The organism is Kosakonia beeri, assembly GCF_054165705.1.
This window is the reverse complement of the sequence record NZ_CM135106.1, coordinates 446370-469459: the sequence shown is the minus strand read 5'-3', so window position 1 is coordinate 469459 and position 23090 is coordinate 446370. Positions and strand designations below refer to the sequence as shown.

Below are 23090 nucleotides of genomic sequence, written 5' to 3'. Positions count from 1 at the left end.
GCGAGAGGGTTTTATGAAGCTGGAGATCACCAACGACATCACGTTTCGCAAGCTGGGCATTTTTATGACCTTTATGGACAAAGGAAATATCGCCCGCGCCGCCGAAGCACTCAATCTCAGCGGGGTCAGCGTCCACCGTGCGCTGCATACGTTGGAGGAGAATGTCCGCTGCCCGCTGTTCGTGCACAAAGGCCGCAATCTGATTCCGCTCCCGGCCGCATGGACATTACTGGAATATTGCCAGGAAGTGACGCAACTGATGGAGCGCGGTCTGAATGAAGCGCGTAAAACTGCTGGCGTCGGCCAGGGCAGATTACGCGTCGGTACCCTTTACTCGCTGACGCTGGAAACGGTACCGCGCTTAATTATGGGCATGAAGCTGCGTCGCCCGGATCTGGAAATGGACCTTACTATGGGGTCGAACGAAACACTGCTGCATATGCTGGAGGAAGGATCGCTGGATGCGATCCTGATTTCGATTTCCGAAAGCGAGATCGACCGTAACAGCCTGGAAGTCCTGCCGTTGTTCCATGACGACATCTTTCTTGCCGCCCCCGCCAGTGCGACGTTAAAAACCGACACACTGGCCGATCTGCGTGATTACCGGACGCAAAAGTTTGTTTCTCTGGCAGAAGGTTTCGCCACCTACGCCGGGTTCCAGGAGGCGTTTCATATTGCCGGTTTTGAGCCGGAAATCGTCACCCGCGTCAATGACATCTTCTCAATGCTCAGCCTGGTGCAGGCAGGCGTTGGCTTTTCACTGATGCCAGGAAGAATGAAAAAGGTCTATGAAAGTTCGGTGCAATTGTTGCGCCTGGCCGAGCCCTATCAAATGCAGCAGTTAATTGCCATTGTCTTTGCTCGCAACCGCGAGCACGATCCGAACCTGCTGGCGCTGGCGGCTGAAGGGAGGATGTATGCCCGTAGCCTGGGTGAGAATAGCGCCTGATGTTTGCGGCTGGCGCGATGATGCTGAGCAGCGGCTCACCAGGGCAAAACGTTAACGCCTGAGCCGCTTCGCCAGATGTAACGCCACCTCAACGCCGCTACGCTCCAGCGAAATACTTTCACCTTCCCACGATGCCTGTCGGGTGAGGCACGTCAGGATCCCGCCAGGCGGCATCTCTATCGCCAGTCGCGCGTCACGTTCATTAGCGGAAATCACCGCCTCCTGCCAGCGCACGGTACGCGCCATGTTCCACGCTAAATCGTCGGCAATCTTCTCCGGCTGCCATAGCACGCGCCCGGTGCTGCCGCTTAAATAGGCGCATTGCGGTCGGTGTAACGTAATGCCAGCAAAGGCCTGCGCCAGTTTTTTTGCAGGCGCCTCCAGCAACGCACAGTGAGAGGGTACGCTGACCGCCAGCCGTTGCGCTTTGCTGGCACCTTTTGCCAGCGCACGCTGCGCCACTTCTGCCATCGCTTCATCGCGCCCGGCAATAACAATCTGTGTTTCGGCATTCAGGTTAGCGATATACGCCCCGCTGCCTTCCACCACTCTTTCCACCTGAGAAAGGGTCAGTCCCATAATCGCTGTCAGCCCGTAACCCTGCGGATATGCCTGTTCCATCAAATCGCCTCGCAGTGCCACCAGCCGTAACGCGTCGCGGAAGTCGAGTGCGCCCGCAATCACCGCTGCCGGATAAGCGCCAATCGACAACCCGCTGGTGATATCCACCTGCACGCCGCGGCGCTGTAACTCCCGCGCCCAGGCAACCCCGGCAATCAACAAAGAGAGCTGTACGGCACGCGTATGTGTTAATGCTTCAGAGCTGTCCAGCGTATCAACTTCGTCACCCAGCACCGCACGGGCTTCGTCAATTTCATTGCCAGGAAGCGCCTGTAACATACCGGGACGCTGTGTCCCCTGCCCCGGAAACGTGAACAAAATTTTCATTACTCCTCCCTGCGCCAGGGGTCGCTCACCAGACGCGGCCCGTGGTTCGTTTTCAGCATTACCCGACCGTCGCGCAGCCACTCCGCCAGCGCAAAACCGCCACAGGGCGTGTCGACTTGCGTATCCGCCCGGCACAACCCACCGCTGATATGCTGTTGCCAGCGTTGCAGTTCCGCTGCGACAAGCGGCTGTGGGGCACGGATCAGCAAGTCGAGATCGCTGGTCGCATGAATAACCGGAATGCCAGTGGCCAGCGCATACCCGGTGCTACCGGTAACGCCCCATTGCCACGACCAGTTCAGCTGCGCCAGTTGCAGCGCCAGTTGCACAGGCGGTTGAGAGACAAAAGGCGAACGCAGCAGTGCCTGCGGTTCGATAAGTTGTTCCGGCGGGATCACACGGTTAACGTTTTCCGGCTTCACCCATCCCGCAGCGCGCTGATCGCGGCGCAAGCCACGCACGCCCACGGGAATCCGCCCACGTGTATCAACATCACGCCGCACCACGACCGGCAAACCGACATGCCACGTCTCTGTGACCCAGGGTTCAGTGACGCCTTCCAGCGCTTCAGGTGTGGTCAGCCAGAGAAGATCGTGCGGGCGTAATGTTGAGGTCATGATTACATTCCTGAAGTCAGTGAGATAAACAGCGGCAGCGACAGGATACACAGAACAGAACTTAGCAGCAGTACGGCTTCAGCATCCGGCGATTGCACGCCAAAGCGGTTACCGAATACCACCCCGAAGAAACCCGCCGCCAGCGCGATCATCAGGATCGCGGTGATCGCCACCGAGCCATGCAGGCCGAACACCAGCACAATCCCCCAAGCGATAGCCGGTTGGATCAACAACTTCGTGATGGTTGCCGAGATAACCATGGTATTGATGACCAGTTTGCGAGCAGAGAGAATAACCCCGGTCAGGAACAGTGCCGCAGCCGTAGCCGACAGGCCCAGCGGTTTAATAGAGGCCAGTACCAGCTCCGGCATTTTAATGCCGATCGCGGACAGCACGACCCCAAGCAACGGCCCCCAGACAATCGGTTTTTTCACCGAACGCCACATCAGCACCGGCAGCATTGCCAGCGTGGAACCGGTATTCCCACCCGCCGCACGCGCTTTTTCACGTTCAAGGATCAGCAGGCAGAACGGTGTCATCAGTACGGAACCGCACGCGATAGAAACCGCCACAGACAACGATGTGGAGGGGCCTTCGCCCAGCACGCTACCCAGAATGGGCAGTCCCAGCGCCGCATAGTTAGGCAGTGCAACGGTCAGCGTCAGCACAGCGGCATCCTGCGGCGATTTTTTGAAAACGGAGGTCGCCAGGAAGTAAATGGCGGCGTAGGTGATCCACATGGAGAGCGTGAGCACGAGGATCAGCGGCGATTGCGCGATAATGCCCGTCCAGGGTGTCTGCACGGTCGCGCTAAACAACGCGGCAGGTAGCGCGAAGTCCATCACAAAGATATTGAGCAGGGAAACATTTTTGTTGTCGACCATTTTGGCCTTTCCCGCCCAGAAACCCAGCAGCATGATGACAAAGATCGGTGCGAGGGCATGAACAATTACATAAGTCATAGAAATCACCTGTAATAAAAAAGAAATCACTTCATCCTTCGCCCTGCCTCTTTGCTGGCCGCCTTTGTTCACGCTGGTCACTGACTTCAGTAAGCGCCCAGGGATTCGCTCAGTTGCCGTCTCGATGCAAAACGAATGATTTTGTGCTTGGGTCTTGTATGCGATTTTTTTATTTTCAGTAGCGCATGAGCGCGGGTTCGCGCCCATGCATTGCTATCTGGCAGGTTTCTTTTTTTTACTTACCAGCTGGCTCTCATGCGTTCGCGCACAAGAGCGGAGCTACGGCGGTTGTCAGCACCCAGACGATTTTTCAACGAGGTGTCCTGACGAGCGTCTTGAATGGCCTGTTGCAGTGTGGCCTTTACCTGCGCCAGATCGCTGGCTGAGGGTGCATCCGGGTTGCTGATGTTCAGCAGATCCGATAACAGCCCCAGCGTGGCATAGTTGCTGATGTCATACGCCATTGGCGGAATGGTGGCGGCCAGTTTTTCCAGCGCCTCAACGGTACGCAGCGTAATGCGTGCCGCCGACGCTTTACCCATTGCATGGATCAGAACACCAGTATCGTTCAAGGCAATCAGGCGGTTAGCCTGGTAGCCGTGCGCCAGAAAGGCGCCGGACATCGCTTTACCGACGATCAAACCGATAACCGGGTGCCCCGCCAGACGCGCATTAGCATAAGCAGCGGCTGCCCCCGCCAACGCCTGGTGGATACCAAACGCTTCTTCACGACGGCCATAGGCCTGGCTCGGTACATCAATCACCGCGATGATCGGGCGCTTCACGCTGCTGTTGGCATCTGCCATCACGGTCTCGCTCACCACTTTCGCCAGCGTCCAGCCTTCCAACAGGCCGACTTCCCCTTTTGCAGCACGTGGGTAATGGTTGTTGGCATCCGGCACCACGGCGATAAAACGCACCGCTTCGCCGTTGATTTCACCGTCAGCCGCCTGCACCGACGGGCACAACCCGCTCAGGCGATGGGCATTCGGCGCCAGTTTTTCCAGCCATACTGCGCCGCGACTCATTGTCGTACTCATGCTTTCCCCTCCCCGGCAAACAACGCGCTGATCTGTTCTGCATCCGCCTGTTTGCGGGTGTCGAACTGGCTCAGACGTTGCAGATAGTCATCGTATTTATCGGTGCGATGCTTCACAGGCACGCCCCTGGCGATTGCCGAATTCATTGCCTGTTTCACCGCATTCACACCATCACCTACCAGCGCATCCACCAGCCCGCTGTGATAGCGCACCTCGCCGCCGGTCATGCTCCAGATAAACGGGCGGTCGCGAGAGTCGTACTCTTCGATACCGGCTTCCTGTTCGATGACTTGTGGGCCATTGAGGCCAAGGCGTGCTTCACGGGTGACAATCAGGTAACTGCACAATGCAGCGGCAATCGACATCCCGCCAAAGCAGCCCACCGTCCCGGCAACAATGCCAACGACCGGGGTGTAACGGCGCAGGTCGACAATCGCAGCATGGATATCGGCAATCGCCGCCAGGCCGAGGTTGGCCTCCTGCAAACGCACGCCGCCGGTTTCCAGGCACAGCACGGCCTGTGTCGGAATGCCGTTGCGGTTATCTTCCGCTGCCAGTTCAAGCGCCGCCGCCATTTTTGCGCCGGAGACTTCGCCCATGCTCCCGCCCTGGAAAGCCCCTTCAATTGCAACAACAACGGCTGGCTGACCATTGATAGTGCCTTTGGCGACAACCATGCCGTCATCCGCCTGCGGCACGATCCCCTGTGGTCCTAACCACGGCGAGATAATGCCTTCGAACGGATCGAGCAATTCACGATAGCTGCCCTGATCCAGCAGCGCCTGTGCGCGCTGACGCGCTTTGAGTTCGATAAAACTGCGATCGTCACGCATAGCTCACCTCTTCGAAAACCTGTTCGATACGGATACGCGCCACACCGGGCGTCGCGCCGAAATCGTGAATCGCCAGTGTGCCTGCTGGCAGCGTGCTGACCAGACCAAGACGGTTGAACAAGGCTTCCCAGCGTCCACGGCTGTTATCCACGGAGGTGGTGATGTCGATAGTCAGTGTTTGCCCCTGGTCGGCGGTGAATAACACCTCCATATCCCCGGAGCCCACAACGCCTGCCAGTGCTTTACCGCATAAGACGCGGCCCGCAGGCACGGTGATCGTAATGTGTTCCATAACTTCCTCTTAATTCGCTAAGTAAGGCGACGTTATACGGTCAAGAAACAGCGTGGCGGCCAGTAAATCGGCTGCTCCACCCGGTGACGCGTTCAGCATCAGCATGTGCGCATCCAGCTTCGCCAGCGCGCGCTGCCCGTCAGGGTGCGCAACGCCGCCGGCCTGCAATACTGCCGTTGCCCCCTGACGCATGGCCTGTAGCCCTTCCAGGCCTGCACGAGACAGCACGCAGGTATCACTCAGCGAGGTCATAATCGCCATCAGGGCATCCAGTCTTGCCTGCTCTTCAGTGCTGCCGCGTTGACGGCTGAGATGCAGTTGCGGCAAGGCCAGTTGCACAATGTGCGGAAACGCCTGCTGCGCTTCTTCGCGCGCACCGGGAACGCGGTAGCGATGGGTCGCACGCAGTCCTTTGCTGAAGACTTTTGGTGCCGCGTCGTCGGGTAATTTCGCCAGTTGTGCAGCGGTGCGGGCTATCGCCAGCGGCGATCCTTCTCCGCCGAGCATGGCAACCGCGCTTACCAGCAGCCCCAGCGCCCAAATCGCGCCACGATGGGTGTTCACGCCATGGGTCGCCACCATCATTTGCTGTTCGCCTTCCCGACCAAGCCGCCCTATGGTTTGCCGGAGCGCAACGTTTGCCGGTTGCAACCAGCTTTGTTGCGCCAGCGCCTGAAACGTAGGGGTCAGGCTGTGCGCGGAATGCTCCATCAGTTCGAGTGTGAGATCGTGATGCGCGCCATTCCCCCGACTGTCCACCAGACCGGGTTTCGGGCTTAAACGTGCTTCGTCAATCAGACATTGAGTGGCGGTATGCGCCAGACGAAAGGCACCACCCTCAGCCGCAATCAGTGGCAGAAGTTTCATTACCAGCTCCGGAATTTCGCAGGTGGGTTGTAAAGACCGCCGGACCATTCAACGAGATCAGCCACGCTGCTTGCAGCCAGCAACGAACGGGTCGCCTCCGTCCGGCGGATACCCATATCTTCCGGGTAGACCACTTTGCCGCTCTGGCGCAGTGCGGCGACGCGTTTTGCGTCTACCCCGAGACCAATGTCGGTAATGCCGGCAACCGCAGCGACCATCGCACGGCGCTCTTCAATACTCTCTGCGCGGTAGAGGTAAGCGATCCCCTCTTCGGTCAGCACGTGGGTGACGTCATCGCCATAAATCATCACGGGTGCCAGCGGCATACCGGAGGATTTCGCCACATCCACGGCATCGAGGCTTTCCACAAATGTGGGTTTCGCACCCGCCTGGAAGGTTTCCACCATCTGCACGACCAGCTTTTTACCGCGCTGCATTGGGTCCGGCTCGGTGATCATGTTCAGCCATGCTGGGGTGGCGTGGCGGCGACCATGCGGGTCATGGCCCATATTCGGTGCGCCACCAAAACCGGAAAGGCGACCGCGAGTCACGGTAGAGGAGTTGGCCAGGCCATCGATCTGTAAGGTGGATCCGATAAACATATCCACCGCGTATTGGCCGGCTAGCTGGCAGAACGCACGATTGGAACGCATAGAGCCATCGGCACCGGTAAAGAACACGTCCGGACGCGCGCGGATGTACTCTTCCATACCGAGCTCGCCGCCGAAACAGTGCACGCTTTCAACCCAGCCGCTTTCAATCGCCGGGATCAATGTCGGGTGCGGGTTCAACGTCCAGTGTTTACAGATTTTGCCCTTCAGGCCGAGTTGTTCGCCGTAGGTCGGCAGCAGCAGTTCGATAGCTGCGGTATTAAAACCGATACCGTGGTTGAGCGACTGCACCTGATGCTCAGCATAGATGCCTTTAATGGCCATCATCGCCATCAGGATATGTTCTTGCTTAATCAGACGCGGATCGCGGGTAAACAGCGGTTCGATAAAGAACGGTTTGTCGGCAACCACGACGTAATCGATCCACGAACCGGGAATATCCACGCGAGGCAGGTCACACTCGTCGTCGACCAGCTCATTAACCTGAGCAATAACAATCCCGTCACGGAATGCGGCTGCTTCTACCAGCGCCGGAGTATCTTCCGTACTCGGGCCGGTATAAAGATTGCCTTTGCGGTCGGCTTTATAACCGGCGATCAGCGCCACATTTGGGCAAAGGTCAACGTACAGGCGGGAATAGAGTTCGATGTAAGTGTGGATCGCGCCGATTTCCAGTAAACCGTCTTCCAGCAGTTGCGAAATGCGCAGACTCTGCGTGCCGGAGAAGGAGAAATCGAGCTTCCGCGCGATACCTTTTTCAAAGATATCAAGATGTTCGCTGCGACCGACGCTGGGCATAATCATATGCAGGTCGTGCACTTTCTGCGGGTTCACTTCGGCCAGAGAGCGGGAGAGGAAATCCGCCTGCTTTTGGTTGTTCCCTTCCAGTACGACGCGGTCGCCCGGTGCGATCAGTTTTTCCAGCATGGCGACAAGATCGCCAGTCGGCAGTACTTTCCCCTGCACGGGAATGGACGCCAGGCGGCGCTGTTTCTCGCTGCGCCGCGTGTTCCATACCCGTGCTGGCGTTTGCCCAGATAACATTATTAACCTCCTGATTCAGCTCATCATTTTGACTTGCTTAACACTGAATTCAGTGTGCGCTTTGGTGAGAAAGGCATCAATTAAGGAGGTCGCTAAATCATTAGCCTGAGAGTAATAATCAAAGAAACAATCTGTGATGTGGATCAGTTTCCGCCGGACGAAAACGATCTATGGCGGCACAGAATGTGCCGCCAGGGGAGAGCCGTTAGCGCTGGCTGGCCAGACGCTGGCGGATTTGCTCGAAATGCTCGGACTGGTAGAGCTTGCCATCAAGGAAGCGGGTTTTCAGCTCGCCGCCTTTTTCCTGCTCCCAGCTTTGTTCGTCATGCAGTTGCAGTTCGCCCTGCGCATCGCGCTCAACCCGCAACAACCCGCGAGCAGACCGTTTCAGACCGTTGTCAGTTTTCGGCTCTTTAAAAATCATCCGCCCTTCGCCATTTACCGCGCCCCAGGTCGCTTTCATGGCAAAACCAAACGTATCGCGGGTGTTGTACTGATAGGTAAACGAACCTACGCCGAACACCACGTTTGAGCTGGCAAACCCTTTCGCTTCCAGGCGGCGCAGGATCTCATTTGCACGCGCCAGGGTAATGGAATCGCCATAAATCAGGCCGACATGGGGATCCAGCACTTTGTAACCTTTGTCGTTAAGGGTGCCACCGAAGATCTCCCACAGCACTTCAACAGAGCCTTTCTCTTCCGGGCTGCGCTCGGGACGCGTGTCGTCATCCGCACCGGTACCGCAAAGGATCTCTACCGGGTCGCCGCTGTCCGGGCGAAATACCACGCGCCCTTCGCGGCCCAGGATAAGCTGTTTCAGTTCTCGGGTGTACTCCGTCAGCACGCGCCAGTAATCCCAGGTATCGGAAACGATAGAGACAAAGCCCTGCGGATAAATGTCGGCAATCAGGCGACGGAAAGTTTCTATTTCATGCTCGTGTTCGCCCATGCACATTACGCTGTGCTCGGTAGCCGGAATGCTGGCGCCAATGAAGTACTCTTCACCGCCGGTATAGTGATCGCGGGCATACAGCAGCGAGGGAATGCTGTCAGTGCCTTTAAAACTCAACAGGTGACCTGCCCCCGCCTGTGCGGTGTCGTGCAGGCCCGCCATACCACGGAACGAGAAGTCGTGGCACTGGAAATCCAGGTGCGATAAATCCGTACAGGTTTTTGCCGCCCACTGTTCACAGATTTTACGGTAGTGGTGCGCAATGGTCGCGTTGGTGGAGGCTTTCCACAGTTCAGCAGAGAGCACCGTCTCCAGGTAGTTCACCAGCCAGAAAAACTCCTCGCGGGTGTTCGTGATGGTCAGGACCGGCACCTTCATCGGAACTTTGCTGCCTTCATCCAGAGATTTAATGTGCAACGGCAGATAACCCAGACGGTGCAGCGCACGAATGTGATCGACCGCCACGGCATCCCTTCCGAGATAGCTATCCATCACTTGCTTGTATTCATTCACCACTTCCTCTTCCGGGCGGGCAAAGAAGCTGTCGTTAAACAGATCGACCATAAACCATTGCAGAAACCCCTGCAGACCGAAGAACACCAGTTTGCCATCTGCCACCGGCGACTGGAAAAAACGGTCGCTGCGCGGTGTGAAGTTGGAATAGACCTGCGTCGTACCCTGCGGGTACTGCACGCGGTGCGACACTTTGTAACCGTCGATAGCGAGGATTGGGTTGATATTCATGGTGTTCTCTCCCTTAAGCGCGAAAAATGGTATCAATGTCGATCAATTCAACTCGCGGCTCAGCGAGCTCAGGCGAGGTGTAAGACGTGGTGGTATAAATAGCGTCGATACCGTTGTTAAGCAGGTTCTCCACACCCCTGGAGAAGACGCCGTGTGTCACATACAGGCTCACGCTACGTGCGCCAGCATCGCGCAGTACCTGCGCAGAGCCGATAAAGGTGCCGCCGGCATCGCATAAGTCATCAACAATCAACACGTCTTTCCCGGCAACATGGCCGGAAACCAGCGCAAACCCGGTCAGATTGCCGCTTGCCACATCACGCTCTTTGGTGAGGATGGCGTATTCCTGAGCGCCGCTGGCTTTTGCCACGTTGTGAATTTTTTTCAGTGCACCTGCATCCGGCGCGACCAGCATCAGTTCCCCCTCACGAATGGCACAACGCAGCGTTTCACTCTGCAACAGGCAGGTTTCCTGAGCAATGGCAACGCAGTTATCGATGGCTGCCGCTGCGGCGTCGCTGTGCGGATCGAGAACAAAAACTTTATTAAAATTCAGCGTGTTCAGTTGATTAGCGAAGACTTTTAGCGCAAAGCTATCGCCTGCGACCATATGACGATCCTGACGCGCCCATGGCAGCCAGGCCAGTTCAAGGTGGCTGATGGCGATATCGGTAACGTGACGCACGGCATCAACCAGTTGCGCCAATAACATAAAGTCATTCATGTCCCGCATCGCCGCGACACGAATACGCATGAGGTGGGCGAAGGTGGGCAACTCGCCGGTCACTTTCAGCCACACTGCACCATCCGGGAAAATACCGTGATTAAGTTCAACTTGCTGATTATCGAGAAACAACGCGATTCTGTTTGCCATCACACACCTCACTCAGTTCAATTAATGTCCCTTGGACACTTATAATATTGTCCATGAGACATTATTAATGCAAGTTCTTTTTTTCATCAGGCTTTTAATAAGCGCTAAGCTGCTGAAAAATATTAGGATAAAAGTTAGCTTGCTGCCCTTTCGCAGGCTGATAAACTTGTGGCGTGTACAAAAAGACGAGTTAACGATGATCAGCGAAGCCGAATATCTGAACGCCTACGATGCCAGCCGTTTCCCCTCACCGCTGGTGACGGTGGATAATGTGCTATTCACCCTGCATCAGCAGGTGCTTTGCGTATTATTAGTAGAACGCGCAAGCCAGCCGCAGCAGGGGCGCTGGGGGCTGCCCGGCGGCTTTATCGATCTGGACAAAGATGATTCAACCCGCGCGACGGCGTTGCGTAAGCTGACCGAAAAAACCGGTGTTTCGCCATCGTGGCTCGAACAGCTGGATACCTTTTCAGGCCCGCAGCGCGATCCACGCGGCTGGAGCCTGACGGTGGCCTGGTTCGCGCTGATTTCCTGGGTTTCTTGCGCCCCGCATATCGAGAGTGTAAGCGATGCCAAATGGGTGCCGGTCAGCGAGTTGCCGCACTATGCGCTGGCGTTTGATCATGCGGATATTATTCAGGCCGCACTGCACCGGCTGCGGCAAAAAACGATGTACTCGCTCCTGCCCGTTTATTGCCTGCCAGAGACGTTTACACAAACACAGCTTCAGGAAGCGACAGAGATCATTCTCGGTCAGCCTATCCAGCGTAAGAGCCTGATCCGCCGTTTTGAAGCTTCCGGCATGTTTGAAGAGACGGGCGAAAGTGTACCGACCGGCGCGCGAAAAGCGCGGTTATGGCGGCGCAAACCGGGCGTCGACATTCATCTTTTTTCGCGAAATTTACTGACGGATGGCTAATATCTGCACCGGCAATCGCGCAAGTGCAGATACCCAATCATTTCACATAGCCGTCTGTTTTGAGCAGCTTGTCTAAGGTTTTAAGTTCAGAATTGAGATCATCCGTATCGTTTTCCAGCAAGGCCTGATGTTGCTGATGAAAGGCGCTTTTTAAACGTCGCATCATCTCCAGTTGATCTTCTACCGATTTTTGCCGTTGTTGAGCGTCAAGCAGTTGTTCCGAAAGGGTCTGCCCCTGGGTAACAATCATTTCAACGCCAGGCAGATAACGGTCTAAAAAGCGCCGCCCCGGTACTTCATCCCTTTTGTCTGTACTCATGCATTGCAGGATCTGGCGCGCTGACGCAGTAATCTGAGCCAGTTCAGCCAGCAGCGGAGCAGGCAGCCCTCTCTTTTTTTCCAGGCGTGCAATACGCTGCGCTAACAACTGATCCGCTTCGGCGGCCGTTTGTTGCGCTTTTTCGGCTGCAGCAAGAATCGCCAGCTGGGCGTCATGTTTACGTGCGGCCATCTTCAGTGACCATGCATACAGGAGATAGCCGACAAAGAGCAACGCAAAGAATCCAAGGTAGACGGGGTGCGCGCTGTAATCATAGATCTGCCGGTATAACGATACAGACAGAATCATTAATAACAGATACAGCACATGGATGGTGCTAAGCCGTCGCCAGTCCCGATAGAGATGCACGAGCATCGCCATCATTCCCGCCCAAAATGGCAGCGCAATGGCATCTCCCACAAAAAACCAGAAAAAGCCTGCCAACGCCCCCACAACCAGCGCTATGCGATCAAAGAACAGCGTGCGGCCCAGCAGAATAAAACCAAACCAGTTCACCACCGCGAAGCAGGTTGCGAGTCCCCCCACATCTTTCCCCAATTCGCTATCCACCTGCGTAGCGAAACGGGCTGAATAGGCGGAATATAAGAGGCCCGCGATAAACGTGAATAACCGGGCGGAGATACGGTTCAAACGGTTGCTGTAATAGGCATCCAGCCAGTGTGTGATTCTCTCGGACATGGTCTCTTCCTGCTTACTGCTGTCCCGCCGTTCCGCTGGCGATGGAGGCCAGACGGATACGCAGATCGTTTTCCATTGTGAGTAGCTCTTTTTCTACTTCAGCCCTGCGTTGACGTGCGTCAGTAGCAATTTTCACCGACTCTTCAATGGTACTCAACAACCGCGACTGCACATCGCGCAGGGTGTCGATATCCACCACTGACCGCTCCACCTCACGCGCCGTTTCCAGCGTGCCGGTTTGCAACATTTCCGCATTGCGGCGCAGTAAATCATTGGTGGTATCCGCCACCTCTTTTTGCAGTTTTGCCGCCTGACGCTGGGTTTGCAGTGACATGGCCAGCGCTATCTGGCTTTTCCACACCGGAATGGTGGAAAGAATGCTGCTTTGGATCTTTTCTGCCAGTGACTGGCTGTTGCTCTGCATCAGGCGAATTTGCGGGGCGGAGTGCATCGCAATCGTTCGCGATACCATCAAATCATGCAGGCGACGCTCAAAGCGCTGAATGCCTTCCAGCAGATCGCGCACGCGCTGCGCGTTCATCGGGTCCGATGCCGCTTGCACCTGCAACGCGGGCAGTTCATTCTGTTTTATCTGCTCCAGCTTTTGCTTACCGGCAATAATGTGCAGCGTAATTTGCTGAAAAACCTCGCGGTTACGCTCAAAGAGGGTCTCGAGCACGGAAATATTGCGCAGCAGATCAACCATCGCGTCATTCAGCTTTGCGGTGATATTTTCTACCTGTTCAGACAGGGTCTGGTATTCCAGCAGCGTGCGCTCAATGCGGTTAAACAGCGATCCCAGCAGTGGCAGTGAGGCGAGAAAGCCCGGTTTTTGTTCAAAGGCGCTGATGTCCACCCCTTTGATTTTTTGCAGCAGTTCGGTCAGTTGCGTACCGATAATGCCCGCATCTTTTGCCCGCACTTCTTGCATCAGGGAGTCGGAGAACTGCGAGATGCTGTTCATGGTTTTTGCGCCAAAACCCAACGAAAACGCCGGGTCGTTAATATTGATCTCTTCAACAATATTCTGGATTTGCGCGTGCTCCGCCGGGGTTAAGTGTTCACTGCCAGGCAGGTCATTCATCGACGGGTTTGATTGCTGCGGCGCGGCGAGGTCAAGCGAGGTATGTTCCGTCATCCAATACGTCCTCAATGGGTAAATGGCAGACAGCGGTAATGTAATGTAATCGCTGGTTTTCTTGTGTCTTTATGAAGCTGTCTGTAAGGGGTAATACGTTACAACAGCAGCAAAGTATTAAACAGCCTAATTGTTAGCAAGTATAATAACCGTCTATTAACTTAAATTTTTTATTATGATGGCAGATATTACACCGGCAAATTTCCTTGAAGATCAGGGAGAAGCGCACAATTTTCATCCGATGCCGGGTGCGCGCAATCCGCATCTACAAACGATGCTGCCACGCCTTTTACGTCGTCGCCTGCAGTTTGAACCGTGGTGGCAGCGTCTTGAGCTGCCGGATGGCGATTTTGTCGATCTCGCCTGGAGTGAAGAACCGTACCAGGCGCGGCATAAACCGCGCCTGGTGGTATTTCACGGCCTTGAAGGCAGCCTGCATAGCCCTTACGCGCACGGTCTGGTTCATGCGGCGAAGGCGCGCGGCTGGCTGGGGGTCGTCATGCATTTTCGCGGTTGCAGCGGTATTCCTAATCGCCTGAATCGCATTTACCACTCTGGTGAGACCGAAGACGGCACCTGGTTTTTGCAATGGCTGCGTCAGGAACTGGGTGCCGCGCCAACGGCAGCCGTTGGGTACTCGCTCGGCGGTAATATGCTTGGCTGCCTGCTGGCAAAAGCAGAGGATGACTTGCCCGTCGATGCAGCGGTCATTGTCTCTGCGCCACTGGTGCTGGAAGCGTGCAGTTATCATATGGATAAGGGTTTCTCACGCGTTTATCAGCGCTATTTACTCAATCTGCTGAAAGCCAACGCAGCGCGAAAATTACGCGCTTACCCCGGCTCGCTCCCGTTAACGTTGTCGGCGTTGCGCAAAGTACGCCGCATCCGTGAGTTTGACGACCTGATCACCGCGAAGATCCACGGCTTCGCCGACGCACTGGATTATTACCGACGCTGCAGCGCCATGCCGGTACTGCCGGACATCCGTAAACCGACCTTGATTATTCACGCCAAAGACGATCCTTTTATGGATCATAATGTGATCCCGGATGCCGGACATTTGCCGGCAAATATTGAGTATCAGTTAACGGAGCATGGCGGCCACGTGGGTTTTGTCGGCGGCACACTGCGTCGCCCGGAAATGTGGCTTGAGACACGTATTCCGGACTGGCTCTCTCCCTGGCTGGAGGCGAAATGATTATTCCATGGCAAGAGATCGAAACCGCAACGCTGGATAACCTGATTGAGAGCTTTGTCTTGCGCGAAGGCACCGATTATGGTGAACATGAACGCTCGCTTGAACAAAAGGTCGCCGATGTTAAACGGCAATTGCAACGCGGCGAAGCAGTGCTGGTGTGGTCTGAACTGCACGAGACAGTCAATATTATGCCGCGCGGGCAATTCCACGATTAACGGGGTGCATGGCGGCTGACTATACTGAAAATAATCATTAATTCAGGGAGTTATTATGTCTGCCAAACACCCGGTCATTGCCGTCACCGGCTCCAGCGGTGCGGGAACGACCACCACCAGCCTCGCTTTTCGTAAGATCTTCGCGCAACTGGGTATGCAGGCGGCGGAAGTTGAAGGCGACAGTTTTCATCGCTATACCCGCCCGGAAATGGATATGGCGATCCGCAAAGCGCGCGATCTTGGGCGGCATATCAGTTACTTCGGGCCGGAAGCTAACGATTTTGGCCTGCTCGAACAGACCTTCAGCGAATATGGCCAGACCGGCAAAGGTCAGGCGCGGAAGTATCTCCATACCTACGATGAAGCCGTGCCCTGGAACCAGGTACCGGGTACGTTTACCCCCTGGCAGCCATTGCCTGAACCCACAGATGTACTTTTTTACGAAGGGCTGCACGGTGGCGTGGTCACCCCACAGCATGACGTATCACGTTATGTTGATTTGCTGGTCGGCGTAGTGCCAATTGTTAATCTGGAGTGGATCCAGAAACTGGTGCGCGACACCAGCGAACGCGGCCACTCGCGCGAAGCGGTAATGGATTCCGTGGTACGCTCCATGGAAGATTACATTAACTTTATTACCCCGCAGTTCTCGCGCACGCATATCAACTTTCAACGTGTACCAACCGTGGATACCTCGAACCCTTTTGCCGCGAAAGGCATTCCTTCGCTGGATGAAAGTTTTGTGGTGATCCACTTTCGTAATCTGGAAGGGATTGATTACCCATGGCTTCTGGCGATGCTGCAAGGCTCGTTTATTTCCCATATGGACACGCTGGTGGTGCCTGGCGGAAAAATGGGGCTGGCGATGGAGCTAATCATGACGCCGCTGGTGCAACGGTTGATGGAAGGGAAAAAGATAAAATAGCGTTAGGGGAACCCGGTAACGCCACGCTACCGGGCTGAGCACATCAGGCTTCTATGACTTCGTAGGAATGGGTGATGTTCACCGCCTTTTCCAGCATCAACGCCACGGAGCAGTACTTCTCCGCAGAGAGATCCACCGCACGGGAAACCGCAGCATCTTTCAGCGCTTTGCCGGTGACGATAAAGTGCAGATTGATATGGGTGAACAGACGCGGGGCTTCTTCGCGACGCTCTGAGGTCAGCTTCACTTCGCAGTCGGTAACGTCATGGCGCCCTTTCTGCAGGATAGACACCACATCAATGGCGCTGCACCCGCCTGCGGCCATCAGCACCATTTCCATCGGGCTTGGTGCTTTATCGCCTGAGTTGCCATCCATCAGGATTTGGTGGCCCGAGGCGGACTCACCGAGGAAGGTTAACCCTTCAACCCATTTCACACGTGCCTGCATTTTTCTTTACTCCGAAGTGGCAATTTTCTTTACAGATTACGCGTACATAAGAAAAGTCGCAACGGAAGGCGACCTGCGTCATGCTGAAGCGAGACACCAGGAGACAGGCGGTTAAAGCTATGCTAAAACAATCTGGATGCTACAGAAAAAATGGATGTCACGCAGACACGCCTGACATCACACTTTAGAGACCGCAGATGACGCTGACGGTCCACTTCCGAGGATTTGGAAGCGAATACACAAAGTCGAACGATAACGTGTATAGATTGCAACCCCAGGGGCAGGGTGCACATCCTGTGTCTGGTGACAGCTTATAACAGAGGATAATCGCGCATGGTGCTTGGCAAACCGCAAACAGACCCGACTCTCGAATGGTTCTTGTCTCATTGCCACATTCATAAGTACCCGTCGAAGAGCACGCTGATTCACCAGGGTGAAAAAGCGGAAACGTTGTATTACATCGTTAAAGGCTCAGTGGCAGTGCTGATCAAGGATGAAGAAGGTAAAGAGATGATCCTCTCTTACCTGAATCAGGGAGATTTTATCGGTGAACTGGGCCTGTTCGAAGAAGGTCAGGAGCGCAGTGCGTGGGTACGCGCTAAGACCGCATGTGAAGTGGCCGAAATTTCCTATAAAAAATTCCGTCAGTTAATCCAGGTAAACCCGGACATTCTGATGCGCCTTTCCTCGCAAATGGCGCGTCGCCTGCAGGTCACTTCAGAGAAAGTCGGCAACCTCGCGTTCCTTGACGTGACAGGTCGCATTGCCCAAACGCTGTTGAACCTGGCGAAACAGCCAGACGCAATGACTCACCCGGACGGTATGCAAATTAAAATTACCCGTCAGGAAATTGGTCAGATCGTCGGTTGCTCGCGCGAAACAGTGGGCCGTATTTTGAAAATGCTGGAAGATCAAAATCTCATTTCCGCACACGGTAAAACTATCGTGGTTTACGGAACCCGTTAATCGACAAAACGGCGCGCCGCTTATCCGGTGCGCCGTTTTTGTTTTCTCATGTGGCGCAGGCTGATTTATCACCCCGAAATCAACTACGCACTGCGGCAAACGCTGGTGTTATGTTTGCCTGTGGCCATCGGCTTAATCGTCGGTCATTTGCAACAAGGTTTGCTGTTCTCCCTCGTGCCCGCCTGCTGCAACATTGCAGGTCTTGATACCCCCCATAAACGTTTCTTTAAACGCCTGATTATTGGCGGCTCGCTGTTTGCAGGATGCAGCCTCGCGGTACAACTGCTGCTTGCAGAGAACCTGCCCCTGCCGCTGATCCTCACCGGCATGACATTATTACTTGGCGTGACCGCCGAAATCAGTGCACTGCATGGGCGGTTACTCCCGGCCTCGCTGATTGCTGCCATCTTTACCCTGAGCCTTGCCGGCAGTATGCCAATATGGCAACCGTTACTGATTTATGCGCTTGGTACCTTGTGGTACGGGCTGTTTAACTGGTTCTGGTTCTGGATGTGGCGGGAACAACCGCTGCATGAAACGATAAGCCTGCTTTACCGTGAACTGGCGGACTACTGCGAAGCCAAATACAGCCTGCTGACGCAGCACAAAGATCCAGAAACCGCCCTGCCACCGCTGCTGGCCCGCCAGCAAAAAGTCGTGGATATGATAAGTCAGTGTTATCAGCAACTGCATATGCTGGCCGCGAACCAGCACAATGATTACAAGCGTATGTTGCGCGTGTTCCAGGTCGCGCTGGACCTACAAGAGCACATCTCTGTCAGTTTGCACCAGCCAGAAGAAGTGCAAAAGTTGGTGGAGCAAAGCCATGCCGAGCAGGTGATACGCTGGAATGCGCAAACCGTTGCTGCACGCCTGCGTGTGCTGGCCGATGATATTCTCTATCACCGATACCCTACGCGTTTCACGATGGATAAGCAGGTTGGTGCGCTGGAGAAAATCGCCCGCCAGCATCCGGATAACCCGGTCGGGCATTTTTGCGCCTGGCACTTTAGCCGTATCGCCCGCGTTTTACGCACCCAACGCCCTCTGTACAGCCGGGATTTAATGGCTGAAACGCAGCGCCGCCTGCCTCTGATCCCGGCGTTAAAAAGTTATCTTTCACTGAAGTCTTCCGCACTTCGCAATGCCGCACGCATTAGCGTCATGCTCAGTGTTGCCAGCCTGATGGGCAGCGCCCTGCATTTACCCAAGCCATATTGGATCATGATGACCGTGATGTTTGTTACGCAAAATGGCTACGGCGCAACACGGGTTCGCATTGTGCACCGTGCTGCAGGCACGCTTGCAGGTCTGGTGATTGCGGGTATCACACTGCATTTCCACGTACCACAGGGATATACGCTGGCGGCGATGCTGCTGATCACGCTGATCAGTTATCTCATTATCCGCAAGAATTACGGCTGGGCGATGGTCGGTTTTACCATAACTGCGGTGTACACCCTGCAGTTGCTGACGCTGAATGGCGAGGAGTTTATCGTCGCCAGATTTATCGACACCGTGATAGGTTGCCTGATTGCCTTTGGTGGCATGGTCTGGTTGTGGCCACAGTGGCAAAGCGGCCTGCTGCGGCAAAACGCCCATGATGCGCTGGAAACTTATCAGGAGGCCCTCCGCCTGATCCTCAGCGACAATCCGCAGCCAACACCGTTGGCATGGCAGAGAATGCGCGTAAACCAGGCGCATAATGCGCTATTCAACTCGTTGAATCAGGCTATGCAGGAGCCGGGCTTCAACACCCGTTACCTGGAAGATATGAAGCTGTGGGTGACGCACAGCCAGTTTATTGTTGAACATATCAACGCCATGACGACGCTTGCACGCGAGCACACCATGCTTACCCCGGATCTGGCGCAGCGCTACCTACAGTCATGTGAAATTGCGCTGCAACGCTGTCAGCAGCGGCTGGAATACGATGGGCCTGGCGAGTCGGGAGATGCAAATATTCTGGAGTCGCCGGAGACGCTGACCCACGGGCCAATGAGCACGCTGGAACAGCACCTGCAACGTATAGTGGGGCATCTGAACACCATGCACACTATTTCGTCGGTGGCATGGCGTCAGCGCCCACATCATGGTATCTGGCTGAAGAGACGCCTTAACCGTTGATCACTTTATCTACCGCTACCGCGAAGCGATTTAGCCCTTCTTCAATATCCTGCGCATCGATAATCAGCGACGGCGCAAAACGCATTACATCCGGCCCGGCATTCAGTACCATCACACCCGCCCCGGCAGCGGCATACAGGAAGTCACGCGCGCGACCTTTGTACTGAGGTTTCAGTTCCGCGCCAATCAGTAACCCCATGCCGCGAATGTCGCTGAACAGGTCGAATTTTTCATCAATGTGCTGTAACTGCTGAACGAACAGCTGCCGCTTGTCATTCACGCCATTCAGCACTTTCGGCGTATTGATAATGTCGAATGCGGTGCCGGCAACGGCGCACGCCAGCGGGTTTCCGCCATACGTAGAACCGTGTGAACCGGCATGGAAAACACTGGCAATCTCATGCGTGGTGAGCATAGCGCTGATCGGGAAACCACCACCCAGTGCTTTTGCGCTGGTGAGAATGTCCGGCGTCACACCATAGTGCATATAAGCAAACAGTTCGCCACTACGCCCCATGCCGCACTGCACTTCATCAAAGACCAGCAGCGCATTGTGCTGATCGCACAGATCGCGCAGGCCCTGGAGGAATTCCGGCGTTGCCGCTGTCACGCCGCCTTCACCCTGGATTGGCTCCACCACCACTGCGCAGGTGTGGTCATCCATCACCGCTTTTACCGCGTGCAGATCGTTAAACGGGACGTGGATGATATCTGCCGGTTTCGGGCCAAAACCATCGGAATACTTCGGCTGGCCGCCGACGCTTACGGTAAACAGTGATCGCCCGTGGAAAGCATTATGGAAAGCAATGATTTTGGTCTTATAAGGACTGTGGCGCGTCGATGCATAAAAACGCGCCAGCTTGAATGCTGTCTCGTTAGCTTCCGTTCCGGAGTTCATAAACACCACGCGCTCGGCAAAGGTGGCATTAATCAACTTGCGCGCCAGGCGCAGCGCAGGCTCGTTGGTAAAGACGTTACTGGTGTGCCACAGTGTTTCACCCTGAGTTTTTAGCGTCTCGACCAGCGCCGGATGGCAATGTCCCAGAGCCGTCACCGCAATTCCCGCAGCAAAATCAACGTACTCTTTACCCTGCTGATCCCACACGCGACTGCCTTTTCCCTTGACCGGGATAAACTCGGCCGGTGCGTAAATTGGCAGAATATCGTCATCGAAGTTTGCACGTGTTACCGCGTCTTGCTGAGTTGCCATGGCTTGCCCATCCAGTTTAGTGTTGCAATGATTATGAAAATATAATCACGAAATATGCATAAAAAATCACTGCATGGCAACCAGAAATCAGCGTAAGAGGAAGTTTTTCAGTAACTGATGGCCCTGCTCGCTAAGGATGCTCTCCGGGTGAAACTGCACGCCTTCCAGATCCCAATACCGATGACGGATCCCCATAATTTCACCGCTTTCGCTCCAGGCCGTTACCTCGAATTCATCGGGCAAGGTTGGCGGATCGATCACTAATGAGTGATAACGCGTAACGGTTAAGGGATTATTAAGCCCGGCAAACACACCGGTGCCATGGTGGGTTACCGGTGAGGTCTTGCCATGCATTACTTTCGCGGCGCGCACAATGGTTGCGCCAAAAACTTGCGCAATGGCCTGGTGGCCAAGGCAGACACCAAGGATCGGTAATGTGCCGCTGTAGTGACGAATCACTTCTAGCGAAACCCCGGATTCATCAGGCGTACAAGGGCCGGGGGAGATAACAATTTTGGCTGGTGCAAGGCGGGCGACATCCGCCAGCTCTATGTCATCATTACGTTTTACTTCTACATGCGCACCCAGTTCACAAAAATATTGATACAGGTTCCAGGTAAAAGAGTCGTAATTGTCGATAAGCAGGATCATGGCGGCCTCTGGGATAGCAAACCGCGCTAGTTTACCCGCTTTCGCTGGCTTCGCTTACCACTTTGCTGAAGATCGCGTACAGAGGCTCTAAATCGCCCATCGCTCCGCTCTGGTTAGCTGCACTCCAGCGCTCAGGTTTGATCCCCCGCCAGTCGACGGAAAACCCCGCATGCAGCGCCAGTTGTTCGAAGAAAATCCGCTGGGCAATGCCGTTCCCAAGACGGAATGGGTGCAGCACGTTAATTTCACAGTAGTAGTGCGCCAGTCGCGCCACAAATTCGGTTTTCTCCAGGCCGCACAGCCACTCTTCATCTTCCAGTTGCTGCATCAACGCGTTGCCCTCTTTTTCGATATATTCGAAATGGCAGAAACGCGTGTCGCCCTGGTAGATATCCACTTCCCGAAAACGCCCGGCCCAGTCGAACACATCCTGATAAAGATGATGATGGATCGCACAAAGATGTGGCAGACCACGCGCCAGGGGGCCCAGTTCCAGCGTCGCTGCGCGCAACGCCGTCAGTTGATACGCCGCCTGCTCCAGTCGTTGCGTCTGGCGGATGCTCAACAAATTGCGCATTACATCCAGTCCGGGGTAGAGATAAGGGTCGCGCCCGTCGCCAAATTTTTCACTCATAGTGCCTCCTGAGCTCTTCAAGCCGCGCGCTGGCCTCTTCAGCAGTCAGTGTGATCAATTCCGAATCCACGCCTTCCAGCCGCCTGCTGGCCTGGAAATTGATATTGCGTTGCTGTTCCCAGAGACGGGATTTTTGCTTGTCGGTGAGTTTTTTCGTCATGGCGCCCCCTGTTTGCCACAAGTATAAGCAGCAATTTTGCGTTACGCAGGGAGGGAACTGAAACACGGGCCGGGTAGCCCGTGTTGAGGAGACTTACGGTAATACTTTGGCAGAGAGGATAACTACCGGTTTTGACGGGACATTCTGGTACGGGCCGACATCATGTGTCTGCACCTGAGAAATTTTGTCGGCCACATCCATGCCTTTCACAACTTTACCGAATACCGCATAGCCAAAATCACGCTGTCCATGATCGAGGAAGGCGTTATCCGCAACGTTAATAAAGAACTGGCTGGTCGCGCTGTCTTTATCAGCGGTACGCGCCATAGAGATGGTGCCGCGCGTATTACGCAGGCCGTTGTCGGCTTCGTTTTTAATGGGCGGATTCGGCTGCTTTTGCTGCATCTGATCGTTAAAACCGCCACCCTGGATCATAAAGCCCGGTATCACACGGTGGAACGTGGTGTTGTTGTAGAAACCGTTATTCACATAATCCAGGAAGTTTTTCACCGACACAGGGGCTTTCTGGTTGTTCAGCTCCAGTTCGATATTACCCGCAGAGGTGGTGAGCAGAACGTGAGGGTCGCCTTTAGCCGCAAATGCAGCAGAGGAGAGACCAGAAAGGGCAAAAACAGCCGCAACAGCCGCCAGAGTCGATTTAACCATTAGGTTTCCTTAACGAAGCAGTAAAGAAAGCGAGTGGCTTGATTCTAAAGAGCAGTCAGCCAGCAGGCCAGCCTTTTACTTA

25 protein-coding genes are annotated in these 23090 nt (G+C 55.0%); 7 read left to right on the top strand and 18 right to left on the bottom strand.

All coding sequences use genetic code 11. The annotated features are described in order from the left end of the window. Positions 1 to 13: 13 nt before the first annotated feature. On the top strand, positions 14 to 949 hold the full coding sequence (locus tag ACUY4S_RS02220) for a LysR family transcriptional regulator (protein ID WP_312689920.1): 936 nt from the start codon (positions 14 to 16) through the stop codon (positions 947 to 949). A gap of 51 nt (positions 950 to 1000) precedes the next feature. Here ACUY4S_RS02220 and mdcH read toward each other — a convergent pair whose 3' ends face one another. The 10 genes from mdcH to prs all read right to left on the bottom strand — a co-directional run bounded on the left by mdcH (position 1001) and on the right by prs (position 10733). Then, positions 1001 to 1897: a malonate decarboxylase subunit epsilon gene (gene mdcH / locus ACUY4S_RS02215; protein WP_312689599.1), complete on the bottom strand. Its 897-nt coding sequence runs from the start codon at positions 1895 to 1897 to the stop codon at positions 1001 to 1003. Then, a complete protein-coding gene (locus tag ACUY4S_RS02210; protein WP_312689601.1) occupies positions 1897 to 2514 on the bottom strand; it encodes a malonate decarboxylase holo-ACP synthase in 618 nt (205 codons plus the stop codon). Before ACUY4S_RS02210 ends, mdcH begins: the two co-directional genes overlap by 1 nt. A gap of 2 nt (positions 2515 to 2516) precedes the next feature. After that, positions 2517 to 3476 carry an AEC family transporter gene (locus ACUY4S_RS02205; RefSeq protein WP_458022892.1) on the bottom strand — a complete coding sequence of 320 codons (960 nt, stop codon included), beginning with the start codon at positions 3474 to 3476 and terminating at the stop codon, positions 2517 to 2519. 239 nt (positions 3477 to 3715) lie between these two features. Next, complete coding sequence (gene mdcE / locus ACUY4S_RS02200) at positions 3716 to 4516, bottom strand: biotin-independent malonate decarboxylase subunit gamma (RefSeq protein WP_312689605.1); 801 nt, start codon at positions 4514 to 4516, stop codon at positions 3716 to 3718. Continuing rightward, positions 4513 to 5349 (bottom strand): biotin-independent malonate decarboxylase subunit beta, encoded by an 837-nt coding sequence (locus ACUY4S_RS02195; protein WP_312689607.1) that lies wholly within the window; start codon positions 5347 to 5349, stop codon positions 4513 to 4515. The genes mdcE and ACUY4S_RS02195 overlap by 4 nt, the downstream gene beginning before the upstream one ends. Next, on the bottom strand, positions 5342 to 5641 hold the full coding sequence (mdcC, locus tag ACUY4S_RS02190) for a malonate decarboxylase acyl carrier protein (RefSeq protein ID WP_458022891.1): 300 nt from the start codon (positions 5639 to 5641) through the stop codon (positions 5342 to 5344). The genes ACUY4S_RS02195 and mdcC overlap by 8 nt, the downstream gene beginning before the upstream one ends. A 9-nt stretch (positions 5642 to 5650) precedes the next feature. Further along, entirely contained in the window at positions 5651 to 6508 is an 858-nt protein-coding gene (locus tag ACUY4S_RS02185; protein WP_458022890.1) for a triphosphoribosyl-dephospho-CoA synthase, read from the bottom strand. Further along, the gene (mdcA, locus tag ACUY4S_RS02180) at positions 6508 to 8163 is read right to left on the bottom strand and encodes a malonate decarboxylase subunit alpha (protein ID WP_312689611.1); all 1656 of its coding nucleotides are present in this window, start codon (positions 8161 to 8163) and stop codon (positions 6508 to 6510) included. The genes ACUY4S_RS02185 and mdcA overlap by 1 nt, the downstream gene beginning before the upstream one ends. A gap of 205 nt (positions 8164 to 8368) precedes the next feature. Further along, positions 8369 to 9859, bottom strand: a complete 1491-nt coding sequence (locus tag ACUY4S_RS02175; RefSeq protein WP_312689614.1) for a nicotinate phosphoribosyltransferase — start codon at positions 9857 to 9859, stop codon at positions 8369 to 8371. 13 nt (positions 9860 to 9872) lie between these two features. Next, the gene (gene prs / locus ACUY4S_RS02170) at positions 9873 to 10733 is read right to left on the bottom strand and encodes a ribose-phosphate diphosphokinase (protein WP_312689616.1); all 861 of its coding nucleotides are present in this window, start codon (positions 10731 to 10733) and stop codon (positions 9873 to 9875) included. Positions 10734 to 10929: 196 nt separating this feature from the next. On the opposite strand from prs, the gene ACUY4S_RS02165 reads away from it, so the two are divergent. Further along, positions 10930 to 11652: an NUDIX hydrolase gene (locus tag ACUY4S_RS02165; RefSeq protein WP_312689922.1), complete on the top strand. Its 723-nt coding sequence runs from the start codon at positions 10930 to 10932 to the stop codon at positions 11650 to 11652. Between the two features lie 37 nt (positions 11653 to 11689). On the opposite strand, the gene ACUY4S_RS02160 is transcribed toward ACUY4S_RS02165, so the two are convergent. Then, a complete protein-coding gene (locus tag ACUY4S_RS02160; protein ID WP_312689618.1) occupies positions 11690 to 12670 on the bottom strand; it encodes a 5-bromo-4-chloroindolyl phosphate hydrolysis family protein in 981 nt (326 codons plus the stop codon). Between the two features lie 13 nt (positions 12671 to 12683). Further along, the gene (locus ACUY4S_RS02155) at positions 12684 to 13808 is read right to left on the bottom strand and encodes a toxic anion resistance protein (protein ID WP_458022889.1); all 1125 of its coding nucleotides are present in this window, start codon (positions 13806 to 13808) and stop codon (positions 12684 to 12686) included. 178 nt (positions 13809 to 13986) lie between these two features. Between ACUY4S_RS02155 and ACUY4S_RS02150 the strand changes: the two genes are divergently transcribed. The 3 genes from ACUY4S_RS02150 to ACUY4S_RS02140 are packed head-to-tail and all read left to right on the top strand — an operon-like array spanning position 13987 to position 16146. Next, positions 13987 to 15006: a hydrolase gene (locus tag ACUY4S_RS02150; RefSeq protein ID WP_458022894.1), complete on the top strand. Its 1020-nt coding sequence runs from the start codon at positions 13987 to 13989 to the stop codon at positions 15004 to 15006. Beyond that, a complete protein-coding gene (locus tag ACUY4S_RS02145; RefSeq protein ID WP_312689621.1) occupies positions 15003 to 15221 on the top strand; it encodes a YheU family protein in 219 nt (72 codons plus the stop codon). Before ACUY4S_RS02150 ends, ACUY4S_RS02145 begins: the two co-directional genes overlap by 4 nt. Positions 15222 to 15276: 55 nt before the next feature. After that, positions 15277 to 16146, top strand: a complete 870-nt coding sequence (locus tag ACUY4S_RS02140) for a phosphoribulokinase (protein WP_312689622.1) — start codon at positions 15277 to 15279, stop codon at positions 16144 to 16146. A 43-nt stretch (positions 16147 to 16189) separates the two neighbouring features. Here ACUY4S_RS02140 and ACUY4S_RS02135 read toward each other — a convergent pair whose 3' ends face one another. Continuing rightward, on the bottom strand, positions 16190 to 16594 hold the full coding sequence (locus ACUY4S_RS02135) for an OsmC family protein (protein WP_086872663.1): 405 nt from the start codon (positions 16592 to 16594) through the stop codon (positions 16190 to 16192). A gap of 333 nt (positions 16595 to 16927) precedes the next feature. Between ACUY4S_RS02135 and crp the strand changes: the two genes are divergently transcribed. After that, a complete protein-coding gene (crp, locus tag ACUY4S_RS02130) occupies positions 16928 to 17560 on the top strand; it encodes a cAMP-activated global transcriptional regulator CRP (RefSeq protein ID WP_000242758.1) in 633 nt (210 codons plus the stop codon). Between the two features lie 48 nt (positions 17561 to 17608). Continuing rightward, positions 17609 to 19687, top strand: coding sequence for a YccS/YhfK family putative transporter (locus ACUY4S_RS02125; protein ID WP_458022888.1), 2079 nt, complete (start codon positions 17609 to 17611; stop codon positions 19685 to 19687). On the opposite strand, the gene argD is transcribed toward ACUY4S_RS02125, so the two are convergent. The 5 genes from argD to ppiA form a co-directional block, all read right to left on the bottom strand. After that, positions 19677 to 20897, bottom strand: a complete 1221-nt coding sequence (argD, locus tag ACUY4S_RS02120; RefSeq protein WP_458022887.1) for a bifunctional acetylornithine/succinyldiaminopimelate transaminase — start codon at positions 20895 to 20897, stop codon at positions 19677 to 19679. The two genes, ACUY4S_RS02125 and argD, sit on opposite strands and share 11 nt — an antisense overlap. An 87-nt stretch (positions 20898 to 20984) precedes the next feature. Continuing rightward, positions 20985 to 21548 carry an aminodeoxychorismate synthase component 2 gene (gene pabA / locus ACUY4S_RS02115; protein ID WP_312689633.1) on the bottom strand — a complete coding sequence of 188 codons (564 nt, stop codon included), beginning with the start codon at positions 21546 to 21548 and terminating at the stop codon, positions 20985 to 20987. A gap of 31 nt (positions 21549 to 21579) precedes the next feature. Continuing rightward, the gene (locus tag ACUY4S_RS02110) at positions 21580 to 22182 is read right to left on the bottom strand and encodes a putative adenosine monophosphate-protein transferase Fic (RefSeq protein ID WP_458022886.1); all 603 of its coding nucleotides are present in this window, start codon (positions 22180 to 22182) and stop codon (positions 21580 to 21582) included. Next, entirely contained in the window at positions 22175 to 22342 is a 168-nt protein-coding gene (ficA, locus tag ACUY4S_RS02105) for a FicA/YhfG family antitoxin (protein WP_312689635.1), read from the bottom strand. Before ficA ends, ACUY4S_RS02110 begins: the two co-directional genes overlap by 8 nt. A 93-nt stretch (positions 22343 to 22435) precedes the next feature. Then, positions 22436 to 23008, bottom strand: a complete 573-nt coding sequence (gene ppiA / locus ACUY4S_RS02100; protein WP_458022885.1) for a peptidylprolyl isomerase A — start codon at positions 23006 to 23008, stop codon at positions 22436 to 22438. Between the last annotated feature and the right edge of the window lie 82 nt (positions 23009 to 23090).

Bases quoted from the DNA above. Each gene is read 5' to 3' on its own strand.
- ACUY4S_RS02220 (WP_312689920.1), top strand. From the start codon at position 14: ATGAAGCTGGAGATCACCAACGACATCACGTTTCGCAAGCTGGGCATT.
- mdcH (WP_312689599.1), bottom strand. From the start codon at position 1,897: ATGAAAATTTTGTTCACGTTTCCGGGGCAGGGGACACAGCGTCCCGGT.
- ACUY4S_RS02210 (WP_312689601.1), bottom strand. From the start codon at position 2,514: ATGACCTCAACATTACGCCCGCACGATCTTCTCTGGCTGACCACACCT.
- ACUY4S_RS02205 (WP_458022892.1), bottom strand. From the start codon at position 3,476: ATGACTTATGTAATTGTTCATGCCCTCGCACCGATCTTTGTCATCATG.
- mdcE (WP_312689605.1), bottom strand. From the start codon at position 4,516: ATGAGTACGACAATGAGTCGCGGCGCAGTATGGCTGGAAAAACTGGCG.
- ACUY4S_RS02195 (WP_312689607.1), bottom strand. From the start codon at position 5,349: ATGCGTGACGATCGCAGTTTTATCGAACTCAAAGCGCGTCAGCGCGCA.
- mdcC (WP_458022891.1), bottom strand. From the start codon at position 5,641: ATGGAACACATTACGATCACCGTGCCTGCGGGCCGCGTCTTATGCGGT.
- ACUY4S_RS02185 (WP_458022890.1), bottom strand. From the start codon at position 6,508: ATGAAACTTCTGCCACTGATTGCGGCTGAGGGTGGTGCCTTTCGTCTG.
- mdcA (WP_312689611.1), bottom strand. From the start codon at position 8,163: ATGTTATCTGGGCAAACGCCAGCACGGGTATGGAACACGCGGCGCAGC.
- ACUY4S_RS02175 (WP_312689614.1), bottom strand. From the start codon at position 9,859: ATGAATATCAACCCAATCCTCGCTATCGACGGTTACAAAGTGTCGCAC.
- prs (WP_312689616.1), bottom strand. From the start codon at position 10,733: ATGGCAAACAGAATCGCGTTGTTTCTCGATAATCAGCAAGTTGAACTT.
- ACUY4S_RS02165 (WP_312689922.1), top strand. From the start codon at position 10,930: ATGATCAGCGAAGCCGAATATCTGAACGCCTACGATGCCAGCCGTTTC.
- ACUY4S_RS02160 (WP_312689618.1), bottom strand. From the start codon at position 12,670: ATGTCCGAGAGAATCACACACTGGCTGGATGCCTATTACAGCAACCGT.
- ACUY4S_RS02155 (WP_458022889.1), bottom strand. From the start codon at position 13,808: ATGACGGAACATACCTCGCTTGACCTCGCCGCGCCGCAGCAATCAAAC.
- ACUY4S_RS02150 (WP_458022894.1), top strand. From the start codon at position 13,987: ATGGCAGATATTACACCGGCAAATTTCCTTGAAGATCAGGGAGAAGCG.
- ACUY4S_RS02145 (WP_312689621.1), top strand. From the start codon at position 15,003: ATGATTATTCCATGGCAAGAGATCGAAACCGCAACGCTGGATAACCTG.
- ACUY4S_RS02140 (WP_312689622.1), top strand. From the start codon at position 15,277: ATGTCTGCCAAACACCCGGTCATTGCCGTCACCGGCTCCAGCGGTGCG.
- ACUY4S_RS02135 (WP_086872663.1), bottom strand. From the start codon at position 16,594: ATGCAGGCACGTGTGAAATGGGTTGAAGGGTTAACCTTCCTCGGTGAG.
- crp (WP_000242758.1), top strand. From the start codon at position 16,928: ATGGTGCTTGGCAAACCGCAAACAGACCCGACTCTCGAATGGTTCTTG.
- ACUY4S_RS02125 (WP_458022888.1), top strand. From the start codon at position 17,609: ATGTGGCGCAGGCTGATTTATCACCCCGAAATCAACTACGCACTGCGG.
- argD (WP_458022887.1), bottom strand. From the start codon at position 20,897: ATGGCAACTCAGCAAGACGCGGTAACACGTGCAAACTTCGATGACGAT.
- pabA (WP_312689633.1), bottom strand. From the start codon at position 21,548: ATGATCCTGCTTATCGACAATTACGACTCTTTTACCTGGAACCTGTAT.
- ACUY4S_RS02110 (WP_458022886.1), bottom strand. From the start codon at position 22,182: ATGAGTGAAAAATTTGGCGACGGGCGCGACCCTTATCTCTACCCCGGA.
- ficA (WP_312689635.1), bottom strand. From the start codon at position 22,342: ATGACGAAAAAACTCACCGACAAGCAAAAATCCCGTCTCTGGGAACAG.
- ppiA (WP_458022885.1), bottom strand. From the start codon at position 23,008: ATGGTTAAATCGACTCTGGCGGCTGTTGCGGCTGTTTTTGCCCTTTCT.